Raw genomic sequence first — 26,310 nt, 5'->3', positions numbered from 1 at the left:
GGGCAGGAATATCGCGGGGTGAAGGCGGCGAATGGTCCTATCGGCAAGTAGAGGCAGAAAAATCCTTCCGTTTTAGGAAGGGGCAGGGGGTAGCGCCGGCATCTCCCATCGCCGTCATGCTGTACTTGTTTCAGCATCCATCGTGCCACGGGAGCAGATTTTTCGGAGGCGTATCAGAAGGCCGCATATCCTTGCGGCGGCCGGTTACGCTTCCGAATATTTCGGCGCAAGCGGAGGAATGGATGCTGAAACAAGTTCAGCATGACGTGCAGGCCAAGGGGAATCCTTATGCGTTTCTCTTCCCCTTCATGAACGGATTTATTGCCAGCCCATTGTCTCCACCGCCCCATCCCCTTATCGCGCGGGCATGAAGATTTTGGTCGACGCCGATGCCTGCCCCGTGAAGGAGGAAATCTATAAGGTCGCCTGGCGGCATGAAGTGCCCGTGACAATCGTCAGCAACAGCCCGATCCGGATTCCCGCCCATCCCCTGCTCGACCGGGTGGTGGTGAGCGACGGTTTCGACGCCGCCGACGACTGGATTGCGGAGCGGGCGGGGGCGGATAGCCTGTGCATCACGGCGGACATATTGCTCGCCGACCGGTGCCTGAAGGCGGGCGCTGTCGTGATTGCACCCAATGGCAAGCCCTTCACGTCGAGTTCAATCGGCGCGGCCGTCGCGACGCGGGCGATCATGGCGGATTTGCGCGCGGGCGCCGTGGGCGATCCGATCGGCGGGCCGCCGCCCTTCTCCAAGGCCGACCGGTCGCGCTTTCTGTCTTCGCTGGATGAGGCGCTGGTGCGCTTGAAGCGGGGCCGCTGAATGGCTGATTATGACGCGATCGTCCTGGGCGCGGGCGCGGCGGGCATGATGTGCGCCAGCGTCGCGGGGCAACGCGGCAGGCAGGTGCTGCTGGTCGACCATACCGATGCGCCGGGCAAGAAGATCCTGATTTCCGGCGGTGGGCGGTGCAACTTCACCAATATCCACACCGCGGCCGACCGCTATCTGTCCACCAATCCGCATTTCGCCAAGTCGGCGCTGGGCCGCTATACGGCGCAGGATTTCATTGCGCTGGTCGATCACTATGGCATCGCCTGGCACGAAAAGACGCTGGGGCAGCTCTTCTGCGACGGGTCTGCCAGGCAGATCGTCGCGCTGCTGGAAGAGGAATGCGCCAAGGGCGGCGTCACCATGGCGCTGGGCCAGCCGATTGCGGATATCGGCCATGGCGACGGGCTATACCGGGTGCGTATCGGCGCGGTCGAGCATCGCGCGCCTGCGCTGGTGCTGGCGACGGGCGGGCCGTCCATTCCCAAGCTGGGCGCGACCGGCTTCGCCTATGATATCGCTCGGCGCTTTGGCCTGGCGGTGGTGCAGCCGCGCCCGGCGCTGGTGCCTTTCACCCTGGGGCCGGAGGACGCGCTGTTCCAGTCGCTGTCCGGCGTGTCGGCCGATGTCGAGGTGCGCTGGAACAAGACGCGGTTCCGTGAAGCGGCGCTCTTCACCCATCGCGGCCTGTCCGGCCCCGCGATGTTGCAGATCAGTTCCTATTGGCAGCACCGTACGCCGATCCCGGTCAATTTCCTGCCCGATCGCTCCATCGACTGGCTGCTGGATGAAAAGCGCGAGCGGCCGCGCGTCGCCCTGCGCCGCGTGCTGGGGCAGGTACTGCCCGAACGATTGGCCGACGCATTGCTGGAACGGATCGGGGCGCAGGGGGAATTGGGCAATCTTTCCGACAAGATATTGCGGCAGGCCGGCGCGCGCCTGGCCGACTGGCCGTTCGTGCCGTCTGGCACCGAAGGCTATGCCAAGGCGGAGGTGACGGTGGGCGGCATCGCCACGGCCGGTCTTTCGTCCCGCACCATGGAAGCGGCCAAGACGCCGGGCCTCTATGCCATCGGGGAGGCAGTGGACGTCACCGGATGGCTGGGCGGCTATAATTTTCAATGGGCCTGGGCCAGCGGCTGGGCCGCCGGGCAGGCGCTATAGCTTACGGCCCGCCATCCTCGCCTTCGGGCTGGGTCGGGGCGATGCGGGGCGGTGGCGTAGTTGGCGGCGGCAGGGGAAGGGGCTGATCGGACGGGATGCGGAGGACCTGATTGCCGCCGATATTGACCGTCATGCCACCCTGATCGACGCCCACGCCGACATTGCCGATGCCGGTTTCGACGGCGATATTGGCGATGGCATTGACCAGATCGGGGTCCTGCTCCTCCTCCGGCACCTTCTCGACCGGCTCGTTGATCGCGCCGCTCATGAAATTGCGCCAGATGCGCGCGGGGATGCCGCCACCGGCCGCGCCGCCGGGCAGGGGGGCATTGTCATCATTGCCGATCCACACCGCCGTCACCAGCCCGCCGGCATAGCCCACGAAGATGGCGTCACGGCTGTCCTGTGTCGTGCCTGTCTTGCCGAACGTGCTGGTGCGCAGCGCCGCCGCGCTGCCGGTCCCGCGATTGGCGGCGGACGAAAGCAGGTCGCGGATCATTTCCAGTTGGTCGTCGCTGAACCGGCGCTGGCGTTGCATCAGCTTTTCGAACCAGCTCTGTTCCTCTGGCGGGAGGCCGTGGGCAAGTACCGGATAGGCGCCCGCCGCGACCGAGGCATAGGCTTCGGCCAGTTCGACCAGCGGCATTTCCGACGTGCCGAGCGCCAGGCTGAGATCCTCCGTCAGCGGCGCGGTGACGCCCAGGTCGCGGGCGACCTTGATGACATTGTCGACGCCGACCTTCTGGGTCAGGCGCACGGCGGCGACGTTGCTCGACGCGGCGAAGGCCTGGCGCAGGGTGATGCGACCGCGATATTTGCCGCCATGATTGGCCGGGCGATAGGCGCCGGTGGTGATCGGCGTGTCGTCGATCATGTCATCGGGAGTCATGCCGGCCCGGAAGGCGGCGAGATAGACGAACAGCTTGAAGGTCGATCCCGGCTGGCGCTTTGCCTGCACCGCGCGGTTGAAGCTGCTCTTCTCGTAATTTTTCCCGCCGACCATGGCGACGACGCTGCCGTCGGGCTTCATCGCCACCAAAGCGGCCTGGGCCTGGCCCAGCGGCGCGCGGCGGATCGCGGCTTCGGCGAGCCGTTGGATCCGCCAGTCGAGTGTGGTTGCCACTTCCTGCTCGCCATAGACGGCCCCGGCCCGGTCGCGCGCCTGCGGCAGCACCCAGTCGGCGAAATAGGTGCCGCTGGTCGGATCGGGATCGTCATGCACATTGAGTCGGAAGGGCGGCAGGGCGTTGCGTTCGGCCTGGCTGATATAACCCGCATCCACCATCGCCTGCGTCACCAGCGCGGCGCGGGTGCGCGCGCCTTTCAGGTTGGAGGTGGGGGCGAGGCGCGAGGGCGCCTTCAGCAGCCCGGCCAGCATCGCCGCCTGCGGGATGGTCAGCCGGTCGGGCGATCGGTTGAAATAATGGCGCGCGGCGGCGCGCAGGCCATAGACATTGTCGCCGAAATAGACGTTGGAGAGATACCGCTCCATGATCTGGTCCTTGGTCAGCCAGGCTTCGAGCCAGACCGCGATCAGCGCCTCGCGCGCTTTCCGTCCAAAGGTGCGGTCGCTGGAGAGGAACACGCCCTTGGCAAGCTGCTGGGTGATGGTGCTGCCGCCCTGCGAGGAGCCGTCAGACCGGAAATTATGCCACATGGCGCGCGCGACCCCGCGCGGATCGACACCCCAATGACTCTGGAAGCGACGGTCCTCGATCGCCATGAAGGCCTGCGGTACATGGGCGGGCAGTTCGGCCATCGTCACCGGCTTGTCGATCACCGCGCCACGCCGGGCGATCAGATGCCCGTCCGCCGACGTCAGGCTGATGGCGGGCGGGGCGATCGGTTTCAGGGAACGGGACAGCGGCGCCGTGACCGCCAGCCAGGCGATCAGCAGCATCAGCACGGCCAGACCGCCTGCGACCATCCATCCGAAAATCTGGAAGCGCCGCCGCCAGGGTGTGGGGGGCGCGAAGGCGCTGGGCGGCCCCGCGCCAAATTCGCGCGCCCCACTCCCTGGCGGTGGCGCGGCCGGATCGACGGGTGGGACGGACTCGTTCATCGGTTCGGTCATGCTGTATTATTCACATCATACAGTCAAGCATGTCCCGTGCCGGGACAGGCCAAGGTTAACCATGAATGGCGATGGCCAAAATGGTAAATTTTGCGTTAACCAATCACCATGCGAATCCGACCTCTCGTCTTGACCACCGAATCGGCCCGGCATCCCTTCCGCCAGCGGCTGCCCGCCCATGTGCTGCGATCGGCTGTCCGGCCGGGCAAGAAGCGCTCGGTCGACGACGACAAGGACTGGAAATTGTTCGCGCTCAGCTTCGGCGCTTTCTTCACGGCCTTTTACAGCTTCATCTTCTGAGAGCCTGTCTCGAAATGCGCCGTCGGTGCGGCCTTCCGAAATGCGCTCTGTCGCGCATTTCGAGACAGGCTCTGCGCGGTCATTCAGTCGCACAGGGGGCCGTCGCAGGCCTTGTGCAGTTTCCACGCCATTGCCGCGCAGGGCAGTGACAGGAACGCGACCAGCAATAGCTGCATCACCACCGACATGCCGGCGATGCTGAGGCCGATGGCGCAGAGCGACCCCACCACCATCGCACCGGAATTGACGATGTTATTGGCCGCGACGGTGCGCGCCGCTTCGCATTTCTCGACCGTGGTGGTGAGGAAGGCGTAGAGCGGCACCACGAACATGCCGCCAAAGGTCGCGACGCCGAGCAGTGAGAGGGAGAGCGGCACGGCCAGCGGATGAGCCAGGAAGCCGCCTAGCGAAAACATCTGGCCCGCCGGCGCGGGCGTCCACAGGTCGCACACGATGTGGAAGGCGACGATGCACAGGCCCATGCCGATGACCGACGCGGGCGCATATTTGGCCGATACATGCCCTTGCAGCAGCCGGTTGATCGCGATCGATCCGATGGCGATGCCGATCGAGAAGATGGCGAGGAACAGGCTGGCCACCGGCTTGTCGGCGGTCAGCACATTCTTCACCAGCGGTGGGAACTGGATGAAGAGGATGGAGCCAACCGCCCAGAACAGGCTGATCGACATGATCGCCAGGAACAGGCGCCGGATATGCATGGTCCCGCGCACCAGCGCGACCGACGAGCGGATGATGTGGAAATCGATCGGCTGCTTTTCGAGCAGCGACGGGGCGTCGGGCACCTTGCGTCCGGCGATATAGCCGATCAGCGCGGTGAAGATGATGCCGCCCGCCGCCGCCTGGACGGGGATGATGCCGGCCAGGATGGTTCCGGCGAGAATCGCGATATAGGTGCCCGCCTCGACCAGGCCAGTGCCGCCCAGCACTTCGTCGTCATGCAGATGCTGGGGCAGGATCGCATATTTGATCGGGCCGAAGAAGGTCGAGTGGATGCCCATAGCGAAAAGCGCGGCGAGCAGCAGGGGAATCGCCAGCGTATGGACCGCGATGCCGCTCCAGATCAGGGCGAGTCCAGCCGCGCCGACAATCATGATAAGGATTTCCGCGGCTTTGACCCAGCGGATGATCTTCGCTTTGTCGCGCTGATCGGCGAGCTGGCCGGACAGGGCTGACAGCAGGAAAAAAGGCAGGATGAACAGGCCCGTTGCGAGCGCGCTGAACCAGGTTTCGGAGCGTTCGTCGTTGTAAACCTGATACACGACGAAGAGCACCATCGCATTTTTGAACAGGTTGTCGTTGAACGCGCCCAGCAACTGGGTGATGAACAGCGGCAGAAAACGGCGCTTGTTCAGGAGCCTGAGAGAGGCTTGCATGGAATAGGGGGTCTTCTTTCCCGTTAGCGACCGGGGCGGGGTCTAGCGGTTGGCGGCGTCTGTGTCCAATGCCGTTGCGTGGATGCACGGCTCGGCTTGTGTACGGGGCCGGTCTGTGGCAGTTCGCGGCCATGCTGACGCTGCCCAATTTGCTGACGCTTTCGCGCATCTTAACCGTGCCGCTGCTCGTCGCCCTGCTCTGGCCCGCCGATGTCGGTGCGCGCTGGATCACCGGCTATGCTCTGGCTTTCGGACTCTATTGCCTGATGGGCGTGACTGACTATTTCGACGGTTATCTGGCGCGCGCGCAGGGAACGGTGTCGAAACTGGGCGTTTTCCTGGACCCGATCGCCGACAAGATCATGGTCGGCGCGGTCATATTGATGCTGGCCGCGACGCGCGATATTGCCGGGATTCACATCGTTGCGGCGATGATAATTCTGTTGCGCGAAATCGCCGTGTCGGGGCTGCGCGAATTTCTGGCGGGCCTGCAGGTGTCGGTGCCGGTGTCGCGGCTGGCCAAGTGGAAGACGACCTTTCAGATCATCGCGCTGGGCGCACTGATTCTTGCCGGCGCCGTGCCGCAATTCCCCTTCGTGCAGATGGTGGGCATCGTGACCCTCTGGGCCGCGGCGATCCTGACCCTCATTACCGGCTGGGATTATCTGCGCGTCGGCATCAAGCATATGGATTGACGCGATGGCGCCGCTGACCTCCATGCTCACCATCGTCTATTTCGCCTGGGTGCGCGAAGCGATCGGCCGGGATGAGGAGCAAGTGGAGCGGCCGGAGGCGGGCGCGACGGTTGCCGACCTGATCGCCATAATGGCCGCGCGGGGCGGCGGATATGTCGAAGCATTGAGCGATACGTCCCGGCTGCGCGCCGCGCTGGATCAGCGATTCGTGCCGCTCGACACGATGATCGGCGATGCGCGCGAAGTGGCGTTGTTCCCGCCGGTGACGGGCGGATGAAACGCATTTCGATCCAGCCGCAGGATTTCGACGTCGCGGGCGAACTGGCGGCGCTGGAGGCGCTGGGCGGCGGCGGAATCGCGAGCTTTACTGGCGTGGTGCGTGGGGAAGGCGGCCTGGTCGCGCTGGAACTGGAACATTATCCCGCCATGACGCAGGCGCAGGTCGAACGGATCGTCGATGACGCGCTGGCGCGCTGGCCGCTGCTGGGCGTCAGCGTCCTCCACCGCTTCGGACGGCTGGAGCCGGGTGCGCGGATCGTCTTCGTCGGCACGGCGTCACGCCATCGCGCGGCCGCGCTGGAAAGTTGCGCCTTCCTGATCGACTGGCTGAAATCGCACGCGCCCTTCTGGAAGAAGGAATATTTCGCGGACGGCGCGACCCAATGGGTCGCTGCCCGCGCCGACGATGAGGCGAAGGCGAAGGGGTGGGACGTCTAAGCAACCGAGGCCAATCGGCGGTCCGCTGACGGTCAAAGGCAGATCTTCATCCTCCCCTGGAGGGGCAGGATAGGAAAATCCGACATTCCGTCACCTATCCCTTCCCGTCATGCTGACGAAAGTCAGCATCCAGGGTTGCTGATCGCTACTCTGGATCCCGGCGTGCGCCGGGATGACGGAGTTGGGGATGAGATGCTTCCCCTCTTGTTATCAGGCCGCTTCCGGCAACCGGCTGTTCTTCACGGCGGATTCGCGCAATATGCCCGCCAGCATGTGAAATTCCTTCTCGCGCGGGCTGTTGCGGCGCCAGACCAGGGCGATGTCGCGGAAGGAACGCTCCGATTCCAGCGGGCGCGCGGTGATGCGCGTATGCTCCAATATGCCGCCCGCGATCGCCATTTCCGGGATCATCGTCACGCCCAGCCCATTGTCGACCATCTGGATCAGCGTGTGGAGCGAGGTGCCCATCATCGTCGCGCTTGCCCGCAGATCCGGCCGGTTGCAGGCGGCCAGCGCATGGTCCTTCAGGCAATGTCCGTCTTCCAGCAGCAGCAGCTTGCTCTGGTCGATCATCTCAGGATCGATCCATTCGGGCGGGTCGCGCGGCTCGTCATGGGGGAAAGCGATGTAGAGCCGGTCCTGGAACAATATCTCGCTATCCAGTTCGCCGGTGGGGAAGGGCAGGGCCAGCAACACGCAGTCGACATTGCCGTGACGCAGCGATTCGATCGCCGACTGGCTGGTCTCCTCGCGCAGATAGAGTTTGAGTTCGGGCCGTTCGGCGCGCAGCTTGGGCAGCAGGCGCGGCAACAGGAAGGGGGCGATCGTCGGGATCACGCTCATGCGCAGTTCGCCGGTGAGCGGCTTTCCGGAGGCTTCGGCGATGGCCGCGAGTTCCTCCGCCTCACGCAGCACGCGGTGCGCCTTTTCCACGATCCGGTCGCCCAGCGCCGTGAAGCGCACTACGCGCCGGGTGCGTTCCACCAGCACGACGCCGATCAGCGATTCCAGCTCCCGGATGCCGGCCGATAGGGTCGACTGGGTGACGAAACAACTCTCGGCGGCTTTACCGAAATGGCCCTGCTCCTTGAGCGCCACCAGATATTGGAGCTGCTTGAGCGTAGGCAGATAACTGGACATATATCGGCTTCCTCGATCAGAAAGCCGTATATAGGAATTTAACCAATATATCCAAGCCATTTGGCCACGCCGAACAGCGATGTCAGCGTCAGGACGATACCCACAGCCCGGAGAAGGAACTGCGGCGCGACACGGCGAGCGAGCATGGCGCCGAAGGGCGCCGCCACCACGCCGCCGATCAGCAGGCCGACCGTATAGGTGGTGAATGTTTCCCAGCCCAGGTGAAACAGGAAGGTCAGGCTGATCGATGTGGTCAGGATGAACTCGACCGTATTGACCGTGCCGATCGTGTGGCGCGGGCTTGACCCTTGCAGCAACAGGTTGGACGTGACGATCGGTCCCCAGCCGCCGCCGCCGGTGGCGTCCATGAAGCCGCCGGCCAGCCCCAGCGGCGTCACCCATTTGGGATCGCGCGGCTTGGGCGGCAGGTGGAAGCCGCGCCAGATGAGATAGACGCCGATCGCGGCCAGATAGACCTGGATGAAGGGCTTCACGATCGCGCCATCGATGTTCGACAGCAGATAGGCGCCGGCGACGCCGCCGATCACGCCGGGGATGATGAGGCGGGAGAAGAGCTTCCAGTCGACATTGCGATGGAGGATGTGGCTGATCGCCGATACGCCGGTCGTGAAGGTTTCGGCTGCATGGACGCTGGCCGACGCGCGGCTGGGCGGCACGCCCATGGCGAGCAGCAGCGTGCTGGAGATCACGCCATAGGCCATTCCGAGCGCTCCATCGATCATCTGGGCACTGAAGCCGATCAGGATGAAAGGGAGAATGTCGCCGAAATTGGCGATGAAGGCGTCAATCATCCGTTATCCTTTGGTTTGATTGTCTACCTCATTGATAGGCAAATACGGCATTGCAAGCAAGTTTCGCTTGGGTGCGGAAAAGCGGACATTCCGGCGGCTCTGGAAAAATCCGGGCCATGGCCCTATGTTGACGACATTCAGGGAAGAATTTCAAGGACGCGGTCATGCTGCGCAATCTCGTTGCCTATCTTGATTCAGTAAAAGCGCGCGATCCGGCGCCGCGGTCCCGCGCCGAAATTCTGCTCTATCCCGGCGTCTGGTCGCTGGCCTTCCATCGCGTGGCGCACCGGCTGTATCGCGCTCGTTTCTTCTTCGTGGCGCGGGCGGTTAATCACCTGTCGCGCTTCCTGACCGGGAACGACATCCATCCCGGCGCGAAGATCGGCAAGCGCTTCTTCATCGACCATGGCTTCACCGTGATCGGGGAAACCGCCGAGATCGGCGACGACGTAACGCTGTACCAGAATGTGACGCTGGGCGGCACCGATCCGGCCAATGGCATCGCGGGCAAGCGGCATCCGACGCTGCGCGACGGCGTGATCGTCGGTTCGGGCGCGCAGGTGCTGGGGCCGGTGCAGGTGGGCGCCCGTGCCCGTGTCGGCGCCAATGCCGTCGTGACCAAGGACGTGCCCGAAGGCGCGACGATGGTGGGCATCCCGGCGCGGCAGATGGTGGTGGACGTCACCGCCTATCAGCGTGAATTCATGCCCTATGGCACGCCATGCTCCGATTGTTTCGACCCGGAAAAGCAGAAGCTGGAAATGCTCCAGTGCGAGGTGGAACAGTTGCAGAAGCGGCTGGCCGAACTGATGGCCGAACGGCAGGTGCCGGATCGTCCTGAACAGACCGTGTTGTTCAAGGAGCGCGGCCGGGCCTGATGACCAATGTGACGCCGTTCCCTGCGGCCGCGCCCGGACAGGTGGGCTTCGACCGGCTGGAATTGCAACGGATCATGGATCTTTACGGGCGCATGGTGTCGGCCGGCCACTGGCGCGACTATGCGATGGATCTGGGGCGCGAAGCCGCGATATTCAGCGCTTTCCGCCGTTCCGCCGAACGGCCCGAATATCGTATCGAGAAACGCCCGGCGCTGCGCAACCGGCAGGGCATGTGGGCGCTGGTGGGCGAGGGCGGCCATATATTGAAGCGCGGGCAGGATCTGCAGAATGTGCTGGCCCTGGTCGAACGCAAATTGCTGCGGATCGTAGAGGAATAGGGCGGCCTGCGTTCCACTCCCCATTTTCGCCCCATTTTGGATGCTTCCTACGCCGTCATGCCGGACCCTTCGACACGCTCACAGGACAGGCTTGATCCGGCATCCAGAGTCGCAGGTGCCGCCCTTTGTGGCCCTGGATGCCGGATCAAGTCCGGCATGACGTTGAAAACGAGCCTACTGCTCCCGCCTCAACCTGAATGTCGATTGACGCTAGCCCAATGTTGCGCCTTTCTCCTCCCCGCTCAAATGGCAGACAAGCGGCGACAGGGTTGAGACAGGCGGACGATGGTCTCCGCACTTGTCTATGTCTGCGCCGCCCTGGCGGAAATCGCCGGATGCTTTGCCTTCTGGGCCTGGCTGCGGTCGGGGCAATCGACCTTGTGGCTTATTCCCGGCTGTGCGTCGCTGATCGTGTTCGCCTGGCTGCTGACGCTGGTCGATATGTCTCAAGCCGGACGAGCCTATGCCGCCTATGGCGGCGTCTATATCCTGTCCGCGCTGATGTGGCTGTGGCTGGCGGAAGGGGTTCGGCCCGATCGCTGGGATATGACCGGCGTGGCGCTGTGCCTGATCGGCGCGTCGGTGATCTTCTTTGGCCCGCATCGGGCCTGATGAAGCGGGCGGCCCCATTGGAACCGCCCGCTTTCTTTCGTCAGGCCGCCAGCGTGGCGCTGTCGATCACGAAGCGATATTTGACGTCGCTCTTCTGCATCCGGGCATAGGCCGTTTCGATATCCTGGATGCGGATCATCTCGATTTCCGAGGTAATGCCCTTTTCCGCGCAGAAATCGAGCATCTCCTGCGTTTCGGCGATGCCGCCGATCAGCGACCCGGCGATCGACCGGCGCTTGAAGATGAGCGCCCCGACATTGGGCGAAGGATGCGCATGTTCGGGCACGCCGACCAGCGTCAGGGTGCCGTCCCGCTTCAGCAGCGCGGTAAAGGCGTCGAGATCATGGCTGGCCGCGACGGTGTTCAGGATGAAGTCGAAGCTGTTGGTATGGGCAGCCATTTCCTCCGCGTTGCGCGATACGACAACCTCGTCCGCGCCCAGGTCCAGCGCATCCTGCCGCTTGGAATCGGATGTGGTGAAGGCGACGACATGCGCGCCCATGGCATGGGCGAGCTTGATGCCCATATGGCCCAGACCGCCGATGCCGACGATGCCGACCTTCTGCCCCGGCCCGACATTCCAGTGGCGCAGCGGCGACCAGGTGGTGATGCCGGCGCAAAGCAAGGGCGCCACGGCGGCGAGCTGTTCGGGCGCATGGCTGATTTTCAGGACGAAATCATCCTTGACGGTGATGCTCTGCGAATAGCCGCCCAGCGTGTGGCCGGGGGCGTCGGCGGTCGGGCCGTTATAGGTGCCGACGAAGCCATTGTCGCAATATTGTTCCAGCCCTTCGTCGCAGGCCGGACAATGTTGGCAGCTATCGACCATGCAGCCGACGCCGACGGTATCGCCGACCTGGAACTGGGTCACATCGCCGCCGATTGCAGTGACATGGCCGACGATTTCATGGCCGGGGACGCAGGGGTAGAGGGTGCCGTCCCATTCGGAGCGGACCTGGTGCAGGTCGGAATGGCAGACGCCGCAATAGGCGATGGCGATCTGCACGTCATGGGCGCCGACCGGGCGCCGTTCGATATCGATGGATTCCAGCGGCTTGTCGGCGGCATAGGCGCCATAGGCTTTGACGGCCATGATTATTCCCTTTGCTGAAAGAACGGTGGAAGGGGAAGAACGGGCGCCCGACGCCGGTGCGCGGCATCTTGCGGGCAGCGGCGGAACGGATGCTTCGGTCTGTTCTGTTATGGATCGGGCCGCCACGGGGGAGTGATTGCCCGACCAGCATATAGGCACCCGACACCCTGTTGATTAGGAGAATTTCCTTCAACACTGCAATGAATGCAGTTCATGAATAAGGACGGAAACCGGGGATCGCCATGCCTGCCATTGCGCCCGCCATTGCGATCCCCGCCAACGCCGTTATCTCTGCGTCCATGTCGCATCCGCAATCCCCCGACCGTTTCAACGAAGACAAGGCGACCTACACCGTCACCGGCAGCCAGCCCGATATCGATACGGGGGTGGAGGCGATCCGCACGACGCTCAAGACCCTGCCGACCCGTCCCGGCGTCTATCGGATGCACGATGCGCGCGGGGACGTGCTCTATGTGGGGAAGGCGCGGGCGCTCAAGAACCGCGTCGCCAATTATACCCAGGTCGATCGCCTGCCCAGACGGCTCCAGCGCATGGTGGCGCAGACCCGCAGCATGACCATCGTCACCACCAACAGCGAGGCCGAAGCGCTGTTGTTGGAGGCGCAGCTCATCAAGCGCTATCGCCCGCCCTACAACGTCCTGCTGCGCGACGACAAAAGCTTCCCCTTCATCCTGCTGCGTGAGGATCATGCCTTCCCCCGCGTCCAGAAGCATCGCGGCGCGCGCAAGGCGAAGGGGCGCTATTATGGTCCCTTCGCCAGCGCCGGATCGGTGACGCGCACGATCAACGCGCTGCAGAAGCTGTTCCTGTTGCGGTCCTGCACCGACAGCTTCTTCTCCAACCGCTCGCGCCCCTGCCTGCTCTATCAGATCAAGCGCTGTTCGGCCCCCTGCGTCGACCGGATCGACGCTGCCGGCTATGGCGAGCTGGTAAAGGATGCGCAGGATTTCCTGGGCGGCAAGTCGACCGCCGTGCAGAAGAAGCTGGGCGCGGCGATGGAGCGGGCGGCGGAATCGCTGGATTTCGAGCAGGCGGCGGTGCTGCGCGACCGGCTGAAGGCGCTGACCTTCATCCAGGGCAGCCAGGCGATCAATGCCGAAGGGCTGGGCGATGCAGACATCTTCGCGCTGGCGGAGCAGGGCGGGGCGATGTGCATCCAGGCCTTCTTCATTCGCGGCGGCCAGAATTGGGGCCATCGCAGCTTCTTCCCGGTCCACACCGCCGACGTCGCCACCGAAGAGGTGCTGGAAAGCTTCATGGCGCAATTTTACGAGGAAGTGCCGCCGCCCCGGCTGATCCTGACCGACCGCCAGCCGGCCGAATGCGATTTGATGGCGCAGGCGCTGACGGAGCGGATCGGCAGCAAGGTCAGGATCGAGGTGCCCCAGCGCGGCGACCGCACGCGCCTTATCAAGCAGGCACAGCGCAATGCGGTGGAGGCGCTCGACCGGCGACTGGCGGAAACGACCAGCCAGGGTCGGATATTGGACGAGATGGTTGAAACCTTCGGACTGGACGGCGTGCCCGACCGGATCGAGATCTACGACAACAGCCATATCCAGGGCGCTCACGCCCTGGGCGCGATGGTGGTCGCCGGGCCGGAGGGTTTCCGCAAGAACGCCTATCGCAAGTTCAACATGAAGAACCCGGACATCTCCAACGACGATTTCGCGATGATGCGTGAGATGTTCGAGCGCCGCTTCGGGCGCGCGCAGAAGGAAGACCCGGATCGCGACGGCGGCGAATGGCCCGATCTGGTGCTGATCGACGGCGGCAAGGGGCAGCTCTCCGCCGCCCGCACCATGCTGGAGGAGATGGGCATCGAGGATGTCTGCATGATCGGCGTCGCCAAGGGGCCGCATCATGGCCGCGACGGGCGGGAGGTCTTCCACATGCTCGACGGCCGGGAAATCAGCTTCCCGCTCAACCATCCCGTGCTGTTCTACCTGCAACGGCTGCGCGACGAGGCGCATCGCTACGCCATCGGCGCGCACCGGGCGAAGCGGAGCAAGGCGATCACCGTGTCGTCGCTGGACGAGGTGCCGGGTATCGGCCCGGCGCGCAAGAAGGCGCTGCTGATGCATTTCGGCACGGCGCGCGCGGTGCGTGACGCGGCGCTGGAAGACCTGCAACGCGCCCCCGGCGTGTCCAGTGCGGTGGCGCAACAGGTCTATGATTATTTCCACGGCTGAGAGTCTTTTTGAAAATGCGCGGAAGGGCGCATTTAAGAGCGCGCTGCGTTAAATCGGGATCACCTGACCTCCGTTCGCCCTAAGCTTGTCGAAGGGCTGTTCTTTTCTTCGGAAGAGAAGGGCGGGGCTTCGACAGGCTCAGCCCGAACGGTTCTTATTTAAAGCTCGATGCTTTAAGATCGCACCGGCCTTCAGGCGAGGCACGTGACTCGTTTGAACCCCACCCGGCCGTCAGCGTTAAGGAAGCTATTAACCCTTTTCTGCCAGCTTGGCCCCGGCATCTTTATTGGGGCTGACGATCATGGCGCGAAGGATTGATCTGGAGCTGTCCGGCGGGGGCGATTTCTTGCATCGCTTCTCCTTCCCGGCGTTGGCCGGGCGAGCCGCGGGGCAGGGCGATGATCCGTTGCGCGCGATGCGGCTTGCCGGCGCCCGGATGCTCATCATCCTCTTCTGGCTGAACATTCCGATACTGGCCTTCGCGGCGGCATTGGTGGATGCGCCCGACGCAGTCGCCGCGCCGCTGGTGGCCGGGGTTCTGGCGTTGCTGCCCACCGTCATGGTGCTGCGCGGCGACGTTTCGGCGTCGGCGCGCATGACGCTGGCGCTCACCGCGATCGCTTTTCCCGCGCTCTATCTGTTCCTGCTACGCGGTCATGAGTGGCAGATGGACCTGCACATGACCTTCTTCGCGGCGCTGGCGATGCTGACGGCGCTGCTCGATCGCCGGGCCATGCTGGCCGGGGCGGCGGCGACGGCTGCGCATCACCTGGTCCTGTCCTATCTGCAACCCGCCTGGGTCTTTGCCGATGTCGGCAATCTCTCGCGCGTCTGCCTCCATGCGCTGATCGTCCTGCTGCAGACGGCAATGCTCCTCTGGATCATCGACCGGTTGACCCAGTTGATCCGGGCGCAGGCACAGGCGCGGGCGTTGAGTGAGGCGCTGCGCGGCGAAGCCGATGAGGCCAAGCAGCGCGCCGAAGCGGCGCTGGCGGCGCTGGAAAAGGCGCAGATCGTGGCGGAGAAGCAGCGGGTCATCGAGGAAAGGGCGCGTCGCGCCGAGGAAGCGGGCGAACGTCGCCGGCTTGTCGCCGACGCGCTGGAGGCGCGGCTGGGCGCGGTGGTGGGCGATCTGGGACAGTTGTCGCGTCAGCTTTCCACCAGCAAGCAATGGCTGTTCGGCCTGCTGGATCGCACGACCAGCCAGTCGACCGAATTGCGCGCGGCCCATACCAAGGCCGAAGGCGACGTGCGTGCCGTCGCCCAGGATACCGAACGGCTGGCCGCGTCGATCAATGAGGTCGGCGCCAGCGCCAGCCGCACCCGGCATAGCGCGCATAGCGGCGCCGTGGCGACGCGCGCGCTCAATCCGGAAGTCCAGGCCCTGTCCGTGACCGTCGATGCGGCCAGTTCGATCGTGGCGCTGATTTCCACCATCGCGGCGCAGAGCCGCACCTTGTCCTTCAATGCGGGGATAGAGGCGGCACGCAGCGACGCGGACACGCGCGGCTTCACCGTGGTCGCGTCGGAAATGAAGAGCCTGGCGTCGCAGACGGCGGAAGCGACCCGTCAGATCGATGATTATCTGGAGGATATCCGGCGTGCGGCGCGCAGCGTGACGGGCGCGATCGATATAGCGGCCCGCTCCGTCGAGACGGCCGATTCCTCCGCCGCCGCCATTGCCGATCAGGTGGCGGACCAGATTCGCGCGACCGGCGAAATCGCCGCCGCGACCGAGGAAATGGCCCGGCATATCGCCGACGCCGCCGCGCAGGCGGAGGCGCTGAGCAGCGCCCTGGTCGAGGCGCAGGACGCGATGGGCCGCACCGACGCGGCCGCCGGCGCGCTGTCCAGCCGTTCGGTCGAACTGCAGGAAACCGTGCGCAAGGTACTACAGGAACTGCGCGCCGCCTGAATAGGGCTAGGCTGGGGAGGCGACTATCCGCTTTGGGTAACGGCATCGCGAAAGCTGACAGCTCACAGCAGGACGAAAATTCTTCGAAGGCGTTCGACGCCGACTACATCCACTTGATCTTCGAGGATGCTCCGTCCAACTGTGCCGATGCCGGGAAGCTGCTCGGATAACGCGCCAACGATTTCTAACGGAGATGATGATGTCTGCCATTGCCAACACATTCATGCGGCGCTTTGTCGAATTCATCAACACGGCCGACGAGACGCTCGGAAATGAGCTGATCGCCAACGACGCGATCTTCCATGTCCCGAACCAGAGTGAGCCCATGCAGGGCCTTGGCGGCTATCTCGCCATCATCGGTATGATGCGCAGCGGCTTCCCCGACATCCAGTGGACGCTGGAAGAGACAGTTGCCGAAGAAGACAAGCTCGGAGCCGACAATATTCGGATCGCGGCGCGCTTCACCATGCGGGGAACGCACCAAGGCGATTTTTTCGGGGTTCCCGCCACCGGGAAATCGATCGCCGTTCAGGCTGTGAATTTTTACCGCATTTACAACGGCAAGATCGTCGAGGAGCGTGGTCAGCCAGACCTCCTAGGTCTTATGCAACAGATCGGAGCGGCGCCCATATCGTAGGTGCCTACCTCAACTGTCCAACTGATAGCGGACAATCCGCTTTCGATAAGGTGAGGGTTAGCCGCCGCTCGCCCTTAATGCCGCTATGCGATCTCGCATCCAGTCACGTTTGAACGTCGAGTAATTCGCGTCTCTTTGCCGAATGTCCGCGTCGTCTGCCCAATGGCTCAGTTGCTGCCAAGCATCTTTTTCCACTGGATCGAGGACCAGCGGGTTCGGCACAACGGCCTCAAGTTCATCTTGCTCGATATCGCCGCCATCAACGACACGCTCAAGCGCCTCTAGCAGGTAAGTGCGAATGGCAGTCATTGCGCAATCATATGGCGATATGGAGCGACCGCAAGTGGCCGTTCCCAGCTATCCTCCCCTAGCAGGGGAGGATTAATGCCTGATTGCCGCCGTTCTTCCCTCGTCATGCCGGGCTTGACCCGGCATCCCGCTGCCTCCCCGCAGACCGTCGTAACAAGACCCTACCAATGTAGGATTTTTTCTGATCTATCCTGATGGATGACCGGCCTTCCCCCATCCGCCAGCCTATCCACTCCGCCTGCAACGCCGGGCTACCTGTCGCGCTATTGTCGCGTGCCTGTGACCTGGATGGCGCGTCGGTGTGACTCGACTGGCGCTTCGCTGTCGCTTTATCGGTGCGTCACGGGTGCATCCGCGTCGCATCACGGTCGCAGTTCGCCCAAAAAGCCCCGGTTTTTCGTATCCTGTGACGGTGTGAACTTTGGCGGCGTGTACCAACTGTGACCTAATGTGGCGCACTTGGTGCGCGTCCGTCCAGCGCTTACAGAGAGGAACCATGCCTCACCTCACCACCTCTGCTATCGTCTGCGCCGTGCGGCATCATGGCGAACATGGCGCCATCGCCCGGCTGCTGACGCCGGACCATGGGCTGGTGGCGGGCTATGTGCGGGGCGGCCGTTCGCGCGCGCTGCGTCCTGTGCTCTTGCCTGGCAATGCGGTGAAGGCGGAATTCCGGGCGCGCACCGAGGAGCAACTGCCCAGCCTGACGGTGGAACTGGAGCATAGCCGCGCGCCCCTGCTGGCGGAACCGTTGCCCGCCGCCGCAATCGACTGGAGTTGCGCGCTTACGGCCGTGAGCCTGTCCGAAGGCACGCCCTGTCCCGCCTTGTTCCAGGCGCTGGAAGGCGTGCTGGGCGCGGTCGAGGCGGCGCCGGCGGCGCGGGGCTGGGCAGTGGCGCTGGTCCGCTACGAACTGCTGCTGCTCGCCGAACTGGGCTTCGGCCTGGACCTCACCCGCTGCGCTGCGTTCGGTGAGACGGATGATCTCGCTTATGTCAGCCCGCGCAGCGCGGCGGCGGTGAGCCGGGCAGGCGCGGTCGGCTTTGAAAGCCGACTGCTGCCGCTGCCGCCCTTCCTGCTGGAGGGCGGGATGGGCGATTGGGGGCGGATAGTGGACGGGCTGCGCCTCACCGGCTTCTTCCTGGAACGATCGGTTTTAATCGACCGGCGCGCCGATGTGCTGGCCGCGCGGGAGCGGCTGGTCGAACGGCTGAAAAGAGCGGTTGCCTAATGCGGGTTCGTTCTGCAAAGGCCTGCGCCGAGAGCCTGCCCTATTGTTTCAACTTGTGGGGCGGCCTGAACATATTGTGAGGAAGTTTCCATGTTGATCGCCCTGTTTCCCGGAGATGGCATCGGTCCCGAAATCGTCGCACAGGCGAAGCGGGTGCTCGACGCGCTGGCGATCGATGGGCTGACCTATGAGGATGGGCTGGTCGGCGGCGCGGCCTACAAGGCGGTGGGGCATCCGCTGCCGCCTGAAACGCTGGCGGTCGCAAAGCGCGCCGACGCCATCCTGTTCGGAGCGGTCGGCGATCCCGACTGCGACTCGCTGGAGCGTCATCTGCGTCCCGAACAGGCGATATTGGGCCTGCGCAAGGAACTGGGCCTTTTTTCCAACCTGCGCCCGGCGAAGGTCTTTCCCGAACTGGCGCATGAATCCGCGCTCAAGCCCGAAGTCGCCGGGTCGATCGACCTGCTGATCGTCCGCGAAACCAATGGCGACGTCTATTTCGGCGAAAAGGGCTTCCGCACCACCGCCGACGGCCTGCGCGAAGGCTATGACATCATGTCCTATAACGAAGCCGAAGTGCGGCGCATCGCCCATGCCGGTTTCCAGGCCGCCCGCGCCCGGCGCGGCAAGCTCTGTTCGGTGGACAAGGCCAATGTGCTGGAAACCAGCCAGCTCTGGCGTGACGTGGTGATCGAGGTGTCGGCGGACTATCCCGACGTGGCGCTCAGCCACATGTATGTCGACAATGCCGCGATGCAGTTGGTCCGCAACCCCGGCCAGTTCGATGTCATCGTCACCGGCAACCTGTTTGGCGACATCCTCTCCGACCAGGCGAGCATGTGCGTCGGCTCGATCGGGATGCTGGCGTCGGCGACGCTGAACGGCAGCGGCCAGGGCCTCTATGAGCCGATCCATGGCTCCGCGCCCGACATTGCCGGGCAGGGCAAGGCCAATCCGCTGGCGACCATCCTGTCGGCGGCGATGATGCTGCGTTATTCGCTGAACCTGTCCGAACCGGCCGACCGGATCGAGGCGGCGGTGGCGAAGGCACTGGCGGGTGGCGCGCGCTCGCCCGATCTGGGTGGCACGATGAACACGGTGGAGATGGGCGACGCGGTCCTCGCTGCGCTCTGACGCCCGACCGGTCCAATCGCACGGCATCGGTCCTGTCGCCGTCCGCGCCGGGTCGATAAGGGCGCGAGGATGACCGACCTTTCGCTTGCCTCGCTCCGCTCCGCCGCCGCCATGGTCCATGCCCAGGTGCCGCCGACCCCGCAATATGCCTGGCCGCTGCTGGCTGCGCGGAGCGGCTGCGACATATGGGTGAAGCATGAGAATCACACGCCCACCGGCGCGTTCAAGGTGCGTGGGGCGATCACCTATATCGACTGGTTGCGGCATACCCATCCCGAAGTGACGGGCATCATCACCGCGACGCGCGGCAATCACGGTCAGGCGCAGGTGCGCGCGGCGACGGCGGCGGGCCTTTCCGCCACCATCGTCGTGCCGCACGGCAATGCGCGGGAAAAGAATGCGGCGATGCGTGCATTCGGCGCGAACCTGATCGAACATGGCCATGATTTCGACAGCGCCAAGGCGGAGGCGGCAAGGCTGGCCGCCGAGCAGGGGCTGTTCATGGTCCCTGCCTATCATGATCAACTGGTGCGCGGCGTGGCGAGTTATGGGCTGGAGCTGTTCGACGCGGTGCCGGACATCGATACCGTCTATGTCCCCGTCGGTTGCGGATCGGGCCTGTGCGGCACCATTGCGGCAAGGGATGCGCTGGGCCTCAAGACCAAAGTGGTGGGCGTCGTCTCCGCCCATGTCGATGCCGCCAAGCGCAGCTTCGAAGCGGGACGGCTGATCGCCAGCCCGACCGCCTATACATTTGCCGATGGCGTGGCGGTCTGCACCCCGGTCCAGGCGGCGCTCGACTATTTCGGGCCGCGCGCCGATCGCTTCGTCGCCGTGACCGATGATGAGGTGGCCGAGGCGATCCGCATCTATTGGGAAGATACGCATAACCTGGCCGAAGGGGCGGGCGCGGTTGCGCTGGCCGCCCTGATGCAGGAAAAAGAGCGAATGCGCGGCAAGCGGGTTGCGGTAATCCTGTCGGGCGGTAATGGCGACAGGAGCCAGATGGCCGAGATATTGGGCGGCGCGACGCCACAAGTGGATATGCGGAAAGCGATATGAAGCGGAAGAGCGGGCAGAACCCTGACATCACCAAGAATTGGAAGCCGGCGACACTGGCCGTTCGCGGCGGCACGGCTCGCAGCGAATATGGCGAAACGTCCGAAGCGCTCTTCCTGACCAGCGGCTATTGCTACGACCGGGCCGAGGACGCCGCCGCACGCTTCGCCGGCGAACAGGTCGGCATGACCTATAGCCGCCTGCAGAACCCGACCGTCGAAATGCTGGAGCAGCGCATCGCCCTGCTGGAAGGGGCGGAGGCGTGCCGCGCCACCGCCACCGGCATGGCGGCGATGACCGCGGCCCTGCTGTGCCAGCTTTCGGCCGGCGACCATGTCGTCGCGGCCAAGGCGGCGTTCGGCTCCTGCCGCTGGCTGAGCGACACGCTGCTGCCCCGATTCGGCATAGAAACGACCACGATCGACGCGCATGACACGGCGGCGTGGGAAGCGGCGATCCGGCCCAATACCAAGCTCTTCTTCTTCGAAACGCCGGCCAATCCCACGATGGACGTGGTCGATCTGGCGGCGGTGTGTGCCATCGCCAGGGCGCATGGCATCACCAGCGTCGTGGACAATGCCTTCGCTTCGCCAGCCTTGCAGCGGCCGATGGATTTCGGCGCGGATGTCGTTGCCTATAGCGCGACCAAGATGATGGACGGGCAGGGCCGGGTGCTTGCCGGGGCGATCTGTGGCACGCGCGACTGGATCGACAATGTGCTGCTGCCCTTCCACCGCAACACCGGGCCGACGCTGAGCCCCTTCAACGCCTGGGTAGTGCTCAAGGGACTGGAGACGCTGGACCTGCGCATCCGCCGCCAGAGCGAAAATGCGCTGAAGGTCGCGCAATTCCTGGAAACCCGCCTGCCCAAAATCCTCTATCCGGGGCTGGAAAGCCATCCGCAGCACGCGCTGGCGATGCAGCAGATGGAAGCGGCCGGGCCGATCTTCTCGCTCTATGTGGGCGGCGGCCGGGCGGAGGCGCATGGCCTGCTCAACGCGCTGCAACTGGTCGACATCAGCAACAATATCGGCGATTCGCGATCGTTGATGACCCATCCGGCCTCCACCACCCATTTCGGCATGGCGGAAGCGGCGCGGCTGGAAGTCGGCATCACCGAAGACATGCTGCGCCTCAACGTCGGGTTGGAAGACCCGGACGATGTCATCGCCGATTTCGACCAGGCGCTGCGCGCGATAGGGCGTTGACGGATGAGGGGCTTAGAGCGCATTCCTGAGATATGACCGTGCTTGCGCTCTTTCCCTTCCATGCGACGACGCGGGACATCACCGTGCATGTTGCGGTCACTTTCCTGCCCGAACAGTCGGAGCCGGACCGGGGCCGCTGGTTCTGGGCCTATCATATCCGGATCGAGAATATGGGCGACCAGCCGGTGCAGCTCCTGACCCGCCACTGGATCATCACCGATGGGCGCGGCGCCCAGCATCGGGTCGATGGCGACGGCGTGGTGGGGGAGCAGCCGGTGGTGCAGCCGGGGAAAAGCTATGACTATGTATCGGGTTGTCCGCTCAACACGCCCACAGGTTCGATGCAGGGCAGTTATCGCATGATCGGTGTCGGCGGCGAGAATTTCGAAGTGTCCATCCCGCATTTCGCCCTCATCGCTCCGGCGGTGGCTGAATGAAGCGCACCCATTTGCCGCTCAACGGCCTCCGCGTGCTCGACGCGGCGGCGCGGCACTTGTCCTTCACCCGTGCGGCGGACGAACTGGCGGTGACGCCGGCGGCCGTGGGCCAGCAGATTCGCGCGCTGGAAGATATGCTGGGCGTCGTCCTCTTCCGCCGCACGCCCAAGGGGCTGGAACTGACGCCGGAGACGGAGGCGGGACTGGACGCGCTGCGCGCCGGTTTCCTGGAGTTCGAGGAAGCCGTGCGGGCGATGCAGGCGGGCCAGTCCAGCCATGCGCTGACCATCGCCGCGCCGCGCGACATCACCGCCAAATGGCTCCAGCCGCGTCTCGCCGCCTATGCCGTGGGCCAGCCGGACCTCACCTTCCAGTTGATCGCGGCGGATGAGGCGCTGGACTTTACCGAGGCTAATCTGGACATCGCGCTGCGTCTGACCGACGGGGTGGGCGAGCATGAAGGCGTCAAGATTGGCGAGGCCGCCTATGTGACGGTCGAGGCGGCGGCGGGCGGTCCCGATCATCGCATCGACTGGCCGGGCTGCCCGGCGGGGGACAAGCCCGCAACCATCCGCGTCGCCGATGGTGGCCTGGCGATCGAGGCGGCGGTGAGCGGTTTCGGCCGGGCACGGGTGCCGCTGCTGCTGGCGCAGGCGGACCTGGCGGCAGGCCGGGTGCGGCAGGTGGGCGACACCAGCCCGACCCCGATCGCCTACTGGCTGATCGCACCACTGCCCCAATGGCGACAGAAGAAGGTCAAGGCGCTGGTGGAAGCGCTGACGGCGTAAGGCGACGGACGGCGGGGATGGGGGTGCTTCGTCTCTGCAATTGGCCAGTGCACGAACCCGCTCCGCGGGAGGGTCGCTTGGGGTGACGTAGCGTAGTATTTGTGAGGCTTTCGGCGGGGCGGCGTCGCCCGCCGACGGTGGAGTTCCTTCAACGGAGAGGAGCTTACCATGGATGCTATCACGACCGCTGCCCCGACCCATTCGCTGCGTGAGCGGATGTTGCAAGACATGACGATGCGTGGCTTCGGGGCGCACACGCAGAAGGACTATATCCGGCATGTCCGGAGCTTCGCCGCGTTCCTGGGCCGTCCGCCGGATACGGCCACAATGGAAGACCTGCGGCGTTATCAGGTCGACCAGCACGAGCGCGCCGTGGGGCCGGCCACGATCAATGGGGCCGTGTCGGCACTGCGGTTCCTGTTCGGGATAACCCTGAAGCGCCCGGAGATGGCGCTGGCGACCGTCGAGTTCGTCCGCCGCTTCCTGATCCACGTTCTGCCGCGCGGCTTCCACCGCATCCGGCATTACGGCCTGCTCGCCAGTTCGACCCACAAGGACACCATGGCGCTGGCCCGCAGACTGCTGGGCGTTGCTGTACCGGTCGAGGAGCCCGAACCCGACGAACTTCCCGACCATCGCCCGCCATGCCCATGTTGCGGCGGGCACATGACCATCATCGAGGCCTTCGCCCGCTGGTGCCTGCCCCGCGCGCCGCCATCATCGGCATCGCCAATCCGGGGGAATGCGCCATGATCCGGCATGGCTCAGGCTGCACGACGGTCACGCCCATGGCGTCCTGGCTGATGACCCAGTGCACGCCCATTCCGGAAGCGAGCCCAGCGCAGGGCACACCGACCAGCAAAACCACCACCGTCCGCACTCTGACGCCGCACAAAGTCACGTTGATCCGGCCAGAACCGACACTTCCGGATCAGCCTCGCTTACCCGTCCGAACCACCCCAAAGCCGCTTTACCCATAGACCAGCGCGTGGGTCCCGCGGGTTCCTGCACTGGAGGCTTTCGTACGCAAGCGCCCGAAACCCTTCACAAAAGCCAGTCATTCAGTAGCTAAATTTCGACACTCCGAAGCAGACATTGAAGGATGGGGCAGTGCGCTTGTGTCGCTGGTTACCGCCGAATAAACGGGAGGGATGAATATTCAACCAAGGCTTCCTGCGCTTATTCTCTTCGCCATCATTCTGTCGGGGGGATTCGGGATCGTGCGCATGGCACTCTTCCGTCACGACTTTCTCGGATTATTGACCGTCATTGTCGCGTTGGCTCTAACGGCGGTCTACAAACGTCTTGCAACTTCGAAGCGTCCTGATGTCCGCAGCGCCATGGGCAATCCCCAGTCGAAATGGCCAATCCAACTCGCTTCAGCGGCGAGTGACAGCTTCGAGATTTTTTTAGGCCGACCGGAAGGCTATGTCGGTTACACCGATTACACCGCGATGAGTGTCGATGTTAATGATGATCTGGCAGCGCGAGAGCCCGCTCAACAGTATTTGCTATTGGGCTTCGGTAGTGGCTTTCTTCAAGAAGTCTGGAACAGGCTCCCTGAAGCTGGGGACTGTCAGGAATTCCGTGTGTGGGCGGGCGGTTGAACATTACGCTGCCATGGCCTTGATGAAGCGTTCTCCGAACAGCACGGCGAACTGGGCCTTGGCCATGGACCACTCACGTGGCGGCATTTTCCACTCTTTCTCGGATCGGTTCAAGATCAGATAGAGCAGCTTGGTCGCTGAATCGTCGCTGGGAAAGTGCCCCCTGGCCCTGACCGCCCGTCGAAGCTGGGCATTCAACGCCTCGATGGCGTTTGTCGTATAAACGATGCGGCGGACCTCGTCGGGGAAGGCAAAGAACGGGATAACCTCGGCCCATGCACGGCGCCAGCTCTGGCCGATCGCAGGATAGCGCCGACCCCATTCGCCGGCCTCGAAGGCTGTCAGGGCCTCCTCGGCAGCGATGGCATCGGTGGCGCGGTAGACGGTCTTCAGTGCACCAGCGAGCGCCTTGCGATCCTTCCACGACACGAAGTCCATCGAGTTGCGCAGCAGGTGGACGATGCAGGTTTGGACGATCGCCTCGGGGAACACGGCGGTGATGGCCTCTGGAAAGCCCTTCAGGCCGTCTACGACGGCCAGCATGATGTCCTCAACACCGCGGTTCCTCAGCTCGTTCATCACCCGCAGCCAGAATTTGGCGCCCTCGTTCTGCTCGATCCACAGGCCCAGGACGACCTTGCCGCCATCGGCACGCACGCCCAGCGCGATGTGGATAGCCTTGTTGCGGACCAGACCTTCGTCACGGATCTTGACCCGGATCGCGTCGAAGAAAACCAGCGGATAGGCCGGATCGAGCGGTCGGGCCTGCCAGGCGGCGACCTCTTCGAGCACGGCGTCGGTCACCGTCGAGATCAGGTCCGGCGAGACGTCGATACCGTACAGATCGCGCAAGTGCCCGACGATCTCCCGTGTGCTCATGCCGCGCGCATACATCGAGACGATCTTGTCGTCGAAGCCCGGAAACCGGCGCTGGTACTTGGCGATCAGTTGCGGATCAAAGCTGGCATGACGATCGCGCGGCACCTCGATCTCGATCTTGCCGGTGTCCGTCACCACCGTCTTGCGGCCATAGCCATTGCGGCTGTTCCCGACCTGCGGGGCATCGCCAAGGTGGTAATCCATCTCGGCGTTGAGCGCCCGTTCGGCCAGCGCCTTCTTCAATGAATCCAGCAGGCCGCCCTGCTGGAGCGCACTGGCGGCATCGCTGCCGGCCAAGAGTTGATCGAGTAAATCAGCCGGGATCGCCGGCTCCTTGCGTCGAGGCATACAGGGTCTCCTTCTTACCCATTATGCCCGCCCACACACGGAATTCCTGACAGTCCCCTGAAGCTGAAGGCTCCAGCCGCACCCATTTCCGTGTCCTCGATGCCTCCCAGCGTTACACGGAATCGATCGGCTGGCTAGCTTATCTCCAGCGGTCCGGCACAGACAACGCGCCTCCCTCCACTGAAAACCTTCGTTCGGTCGTCCAGTCCGTCGCATCGGCCGTTCGCTCCAAAGGGCCGATCACAATGAAGTTCTGGGACAAAGTGCATAGCAAACAGAGCGAAAGCCTTGATGAAAGTGGCACATCGCCTGAAATGCTCAAGGAATGGACAGGCATCTATGAGGCGGCGTTCGTTGAGGGGCAGCAACAGGCGCGCGCTGCGGCCGTCATAACTAAGCCAATCTAATCGGCATCGCGGCTTTCCTATACTCGCTGCCGGAAAGCCGACTGTCTGCTCGCCACCCATTCCCGTCATGCTGACGAAAGTCAGCATCC

At 64.1% G+C, this 26,310-nt stretch carries 27 protein-coding genes and 2 pseudogenes; 22 read left to right on the top strand and 7 right to left on the bottom strand.

Annotated features, from left to right (window positions below; all coding sequences use genetic code 11):
* Nucleotides 1–367 precede the first annotated feature (367 nt).
* Together MOK15_RS06835 and MOK15_RS06830 are read left to right on the top strand one after the other, a co-directional pair.
* Nucleotides 368–823 carry a YaiI/YqxD family protein gene (locus tag MOK15_RS06835; protein WP_242930903.1) on the top strand — a complete coding sequence of 152 codons (456 nt, stop codon included), beginning with the start codon at nucleotides 368–370 and terminating at the stop codon, nucleotides 821–823.
* Complete coding sequence (locus tag MOK15_RS06830; protein ID WP_242930902.1) at nucleotides 824–1,996, top strand: NAD(P)/FAD-dependent oxidoreductase; 1,173 nt, start codon at nucleotides 824–826, stop codon at nucleotides 1,994–1,996. It begins immediately after the preceding gene.
* Between the two features lies 1 nt (nucleotide 1,997).
* Here MOK15_RS06830 and MOK15_RS06825 read toward each other — a convergent pair whose 3' ends face one another.
* Nucleotides 1,998–4,070 carry a PBP1A family penicillin-binding protein gene (locus MOK15_RS06825; protein WP_242930901.1) on the bottom strand — a complete coding sequence of 691 codons (2,073 nt, stop codon included), beginning with the start codon at nucleotides 4,068–4,070 and terminating at the stop codon, nucleotides 1,998–2,000.
* A gap of 108 nt (nucleotides 4,071–4,178) precedes the next feature.
* On the opposite strand from MOK15_RS06825, the gene MOK15_RS06820 reads away from it, so the two are divergent.
* Complete coding sequence (locus tag MOK15_RS06820) at nucleotides 4,179–4,370, top strand: hypothetical protein (RefSeq protein ID WP_242930900.1); 192 nt, start codon at nucleotides 4,179–4,181, stop codon at nucleotides 4,368–4,370.
* Between the two features lie 83 nt (nucleotides 4,371–4,453).
* Here MOK15_RS06820 and MOK15_RS06815 read toward each other — a convergent pair whose 3' ends face one another.
* Nucleotides 4,454–5,764, bottom strand: a complete 1,311-nt coding sequence (locus MOK15_RS06815; protein ID WP_242930899.1) for an MFS transporter — start codon at nucleotides 5,762–5,764, stop codon at nucleotides 4,454–4,456.
* A 131-nt stretch (nucleotides 5,765–5,895) separates the two neighbouring features.
* Between MOK15_RS06815 and pgsA the strand changes: the two genes are divergently transcribed.
* From pgsA to MOK15_RS06800, 3 genes are read left to right on the top strand one after another with little or no spacing between them, the layout of a single operon-like run.
* On the top strand, nucleotides 5,896–6,459 hold the full coding sequence (gene pgsA / locus MOK15_RS06810) for a CDP-diacylglycerol--glycerol-3-phosphate 3-phosphatidyltransferase (protein WP_242932666.1): 564 nt from the start codon (nucleotides 5,896–5,898) through the stop codon (nucleotides 6,457–6,459).
* Between the two features lie 22 nt (nucleotides 6,460–6,481).
* On the top strand, nucleotides 6,482–6,736 hold the full coding sequence (moaD, locus tag MOK15_RS06805; RefSeq protein WP_242932665.1) for a molybdopterin converting factor subunit 1: 255 nt from the start codon (nucleotides 6,482–6,484) through the stop codon (nucleotides 6,734–6,736).
* Complete coding sequence (locus MOK15_RS06800) at nucleotides 6,733–7,176, top strand: molybdenum cofactor biosynthesis protein MoaE (protein WP_242930898.1); 444 nt, start codon at nucleotides 6,733–6,735, stop codon at nucleotides 7,174–7,176. Before moaD ends, MOK15_RS06800 begins: the two co-directional genes overlap by 4 nt.
* Nucleotides 7,177–7,386: 210 nt before the next feature.
* Here the strand turns inward: MOK15_RS06800 and MOK15_RS06795 are convergent, their stop codons facing one another.
* Together MOK15_RS06795 and MOK15_RS06790 are read right to left on the bottom strand one after the other, a co-directional pair.
* Nucleotides 7,387–8,316 (bottom strand): hydrogen peroxide-inducible genes activator, encoded by a 930-nt coding sequence (locus tag MOK15_RS06795; RefSeq protein WP_242930897.1) that lies wholly within the window; start codon nucleotides 8,314–8,316, stop codon nucleotides 7,387–7,389.
* Nucleotides 8,317–8,354: 38 nt separating this feature from the next.
* A complete protein-coding gene (locus tag MOK15_RS06790) occupies nucleotides 8,355–9,128 on the bottom strand; it encodes a sulfite exporter TauE/SafE family protein (RefSeq protein ID WP_242930896.1) in 774 nt (257 codons plus the stop codon).
* A 164-nt stretch (nucleotides 9,129–9,292) separates the two neighbouring features.
* Here MOK15_RS06790 and epsC point away from each other — a divergent pair, with 164 nt between their 5' ends.
* The 3 genes from epsC to MOK15_RS06775 all read left to right on the top strand — a co-directional run bounded on the left by epsC (nucleotide 9,293) and on the right by MOK15_RS06775 (nucleotide 10,956).
* Nucleotides 9,293–10,006 carry a serine O-acetyltransferase EpsC gene (epsC, locus tag MOK15_RS06785; protein WP_242930895.1) on the top strand — a complete coding sequence of 238 codons (714 nt, stop codon included), beginning with the start codon at nucleotides 9,293–9,295 and terminating at the stop codon, nucleotides 10,004–10,006.
* On the top strand, nucleotides 10,006–10,344 hold the full coding sequence (locus MOK15_RS06780; RefSeq protein ID WP_242930894.1) for a DUF2794 domain-containing protein: 339 nt from the start codon (nucleotides 10,006–10,008) through the stop codon (nucleotides 10,342–10,344). Before epsC ends, MOK15_RS06780 begins: the two co-directional genes overlap by 1 nt.
* A gap of 285 nt (nucleotides 10,345–10,629) precedes the next feature.
* A complete protein-coding gene (locus MOK15_RS06775) occupies nucleotides 10,630–10,956 on the top strand; it encodes a YnfA family protein (RefSeq protein WP_242930893.1) in 327 nt (108 codons plus the stop codon).
* A gap of 40 nt (nucleotides 10,957–10,996) precedes the next feature.
* Here MOK15_RS06775 and MOK15_RS06770 read toward each other — a convergent pair whose 3' ends face one another.
* On the bottom strand, nucleotides 10,997–12,049 hold the full coding sequence (locus tag MOK15_RS06770) for an NAD(P)-dependent alcohol dehydrogenase (protein WP_242930892.1): 1,053 nt from the start codon (nucleotides 12,047–12,049) through the stop codon (nucleotides 10,997–10,999).
* 299 nt (nucleotides 12,050–12,348) lie between these two features.
* Here MOK15_RS06770 and uvrC point away from each other — a divergent pair, with 299 nt between their 5' ends.
* The 3 genes from uvrC (at nucleotide 12,349) to MOK15_RS06755 (ending at nucleotide 16,814) form a co-directional block, all read left to right on the top strand.
* Complete coding sequence (gene uvrC, locus MOK15_RS06765; RefSeq protein ID WP_242932664.1) at nucleotides 12,349–14,262, top strand: excinuclease ABC subunit UvrC; 1,914 nt, start codon at nucleotides 12,349–12,351, stop codon at nucleotides 14,260–14,262.
* Between the two features lie 301 nt (nucleotides 14,263–14,563).
* Entirely contained in the window at nucleotides 14,564–16,177 is a 1,614-nt protein-coding gene (locus MOK15_RS06760) for a methyl-accepting chemotaxis protein (protein WP_242930891.1), read from the top strand.
* 193 nt (nucleotides 16,178–16,370) lie between these two features.
* Complete coding sequence (locus MOK15_RS06755; RefSeq protein ID WP_242930890.1) at nucleotides 16,371–16,814, top strand: ester cyclase; 444 nt, start codon at nucleotides 16,371–16,373, stop codon at nucleotides 16,812–16,814.
* A gap of 57 nt (nucleotides 16,815–16,871) precedes the next feature.
* Here the strand turns inward: MOK15_RS06755 and MOK15_RS06750 are convergent, their stop codons facing one another.
* On the bottom strand, nucleotides 16,872–17,123 hold the full coding sequence (locus MOK15_RS06750; RefSeq protein WP_242930889.1) for a hypothetical protein: 252 nt from the start codon (nucleotides 17,121–17,123) through the stop codon (nucleotides 16,872–16,874).
* Between the two features lie 496 nt (nucleotides 17,124–17,619).
* On the opposite strand from MOK15_RS06750, the gene recO reads away from it, so the two are divergent.
* The 9 genes and pseudogenes from recO (at nucleotide 17,620) to MOK15_RS06705 (ending at nucleotide 24,587) form a co-directional block, all read left to right on the top strand.
* Nucleotides 17,620–18,354 (top strand): DNA repair protein RecO, encoded by a 735-nt coding sequence (recO, locus tag MOK15_RS06745; RefSeq protein WP_242930888.1) that lies wholly within the window; start codon nucleotides 17,620–17,622, stop codon nucleotides 18,352–18,354.
* Nucleotides 18,355–18,444: 90 nt separating this feature from the next.
* Nucleotides 18,445–19,488: a 3-isopropylmalate dehydrogenase gene (gene leuB / locus MOK15_RS06740; protein WP_242930887.1), complete on the top strand. Its 1,044-nt coding sequence runs from the start codon at nucleotides 18,445–18,447 to the stop codon at nucleotides 19,486–19,488.
* A 69-nt stretch (nucleotides 19,489–19,557) separates the two neighbouring features.
* The gene (locus MOK15_RS06735; protein WP_242930886.1) at nucleotides 19,558–20,550 is read left to right on the top strand and encodes a threonine dehydratase; all 993 of its coding nucleotides are present in this window, start codon (nucleotides 19,558–19,560) and stop codon (nucleotides 20,548–20,550) included.
* Nucleotides 20,547–21,755, top strand: a complete 1,209-nt coding sequence (locus MOK15_RS06730; protein WP_242930885.1) for an aminotransferase class I/II-fold pyridoxal phosphate-dependent enzyme — start codon at nucleotides 20,547–20,549, stop codon at nucleotides 21,753–21,755. Before MOK15_RS06735 ends, MOK15_RS06730 begins: the two co-directional genes overlap by 4 nt.
* Nucleotides 21,756–21,793: 38 nt before the next feature.
* A complete protein-coding gene (gene apaG, locus MOK15_RS06725) occupies nucleotides 21,794–22,192 on the top strand; it encodes a Co2+/Mg2+ efflux protein ApaG (protein WP_242932663.1) in 399 nt (132 codons plus the stop codon).
* Nucleotides 22,189–22,980, top strand: coding sequence for a LysR family transcriptional regulator (locus MOK15_RS06720; RefSeq protein WP_242930884.1), 792 nt, complete (start codon nucleotides 22,189–22,191; stop codon nucleotides 22,978–22,980). Before apaG ends, MOK15_RS06720 begins: the two co-directional genes overlap by 4 nt.
* Before the next feature lie 168 nt (nucleotides 22,981–23,148).
* A pseudogene (locus MOK15_RS06715) lies at nucleotides 23,149–23,412 on the top strand (phage integrase N-terminal SAM-like domain-containing protein); the annotation flags it as partial.
* A gap of 3 nt (nucleotides 23,413–23,415) precedes the next feature.
* A pseudogene (locus tag MOK15_RS06710) lies at nucleotides 23,416–23,733 on the top strand (transposase); the annotation flags it as partial.
* A gap of 398 nt (nucleotides 23,734–24,131) precedes the next feature.
* Complete coding sequence (locus tag MOK15_RS06705) at nucleotides 24,132–24,587, top strand: hypothetical protein (protein ID WP_242930883.1); 456 nt, start codon at nucleotides 24,132–24,134, stop codon at nucleotides 24,585–24,587.
* 3 nt (nucleotides 24,588–24,590) lie between these two features.
* On the opposite strand, the gene MOK15_RS06700 is transcribed toward MOK15_RS06705, so the two are convergent.
* Nucleotides 24,591–25,814 carry an IS256 family transposase gene (locus MOK15_RS06700; RefSeq protein ID WP_242929997.1) on the bottom strand — a complete coding sequence of 408 codons (1,224 nt, stop codon included), beginning with the start codon at nucleotides 25,812–25,814 and terminating at the stop codon, nucleotides 24,591–24,593.
* Nucleotides 25,815–26,059: 245 nt separating this feature from the next.
* On the opposite strand from MOK15_RS06700, the gene MOK15_RS06695 reads away from it, so the two are divergent.
* Nucleotides 26,060–26,221, top strand: a complete 162-nt coding sequence (locus tag MOK15_RS06695) for a hypothetical protein (protein WP_242930882.1) — start codon at nucleotides 26,060–26,062, stop codon at nucleotides 26,219–26,221.
* The last annotated feature ends 89 nt before the right edge of the window (nucleotides 26,222–26,310 follow it).

It is taken from the genome of Sphingobium sp. BYY-5, from assembly GCF_022758885.1.
Classification (GTDB): domain Bacteria; phylum Pseudomonadota; class Alphaproteobacteria; order Sphingomonadales; family Sphingomonadaceae; genus Sphingobium.
This window is presented reverse-complemented; position numbering and strand designations above follow the sequence as displayed.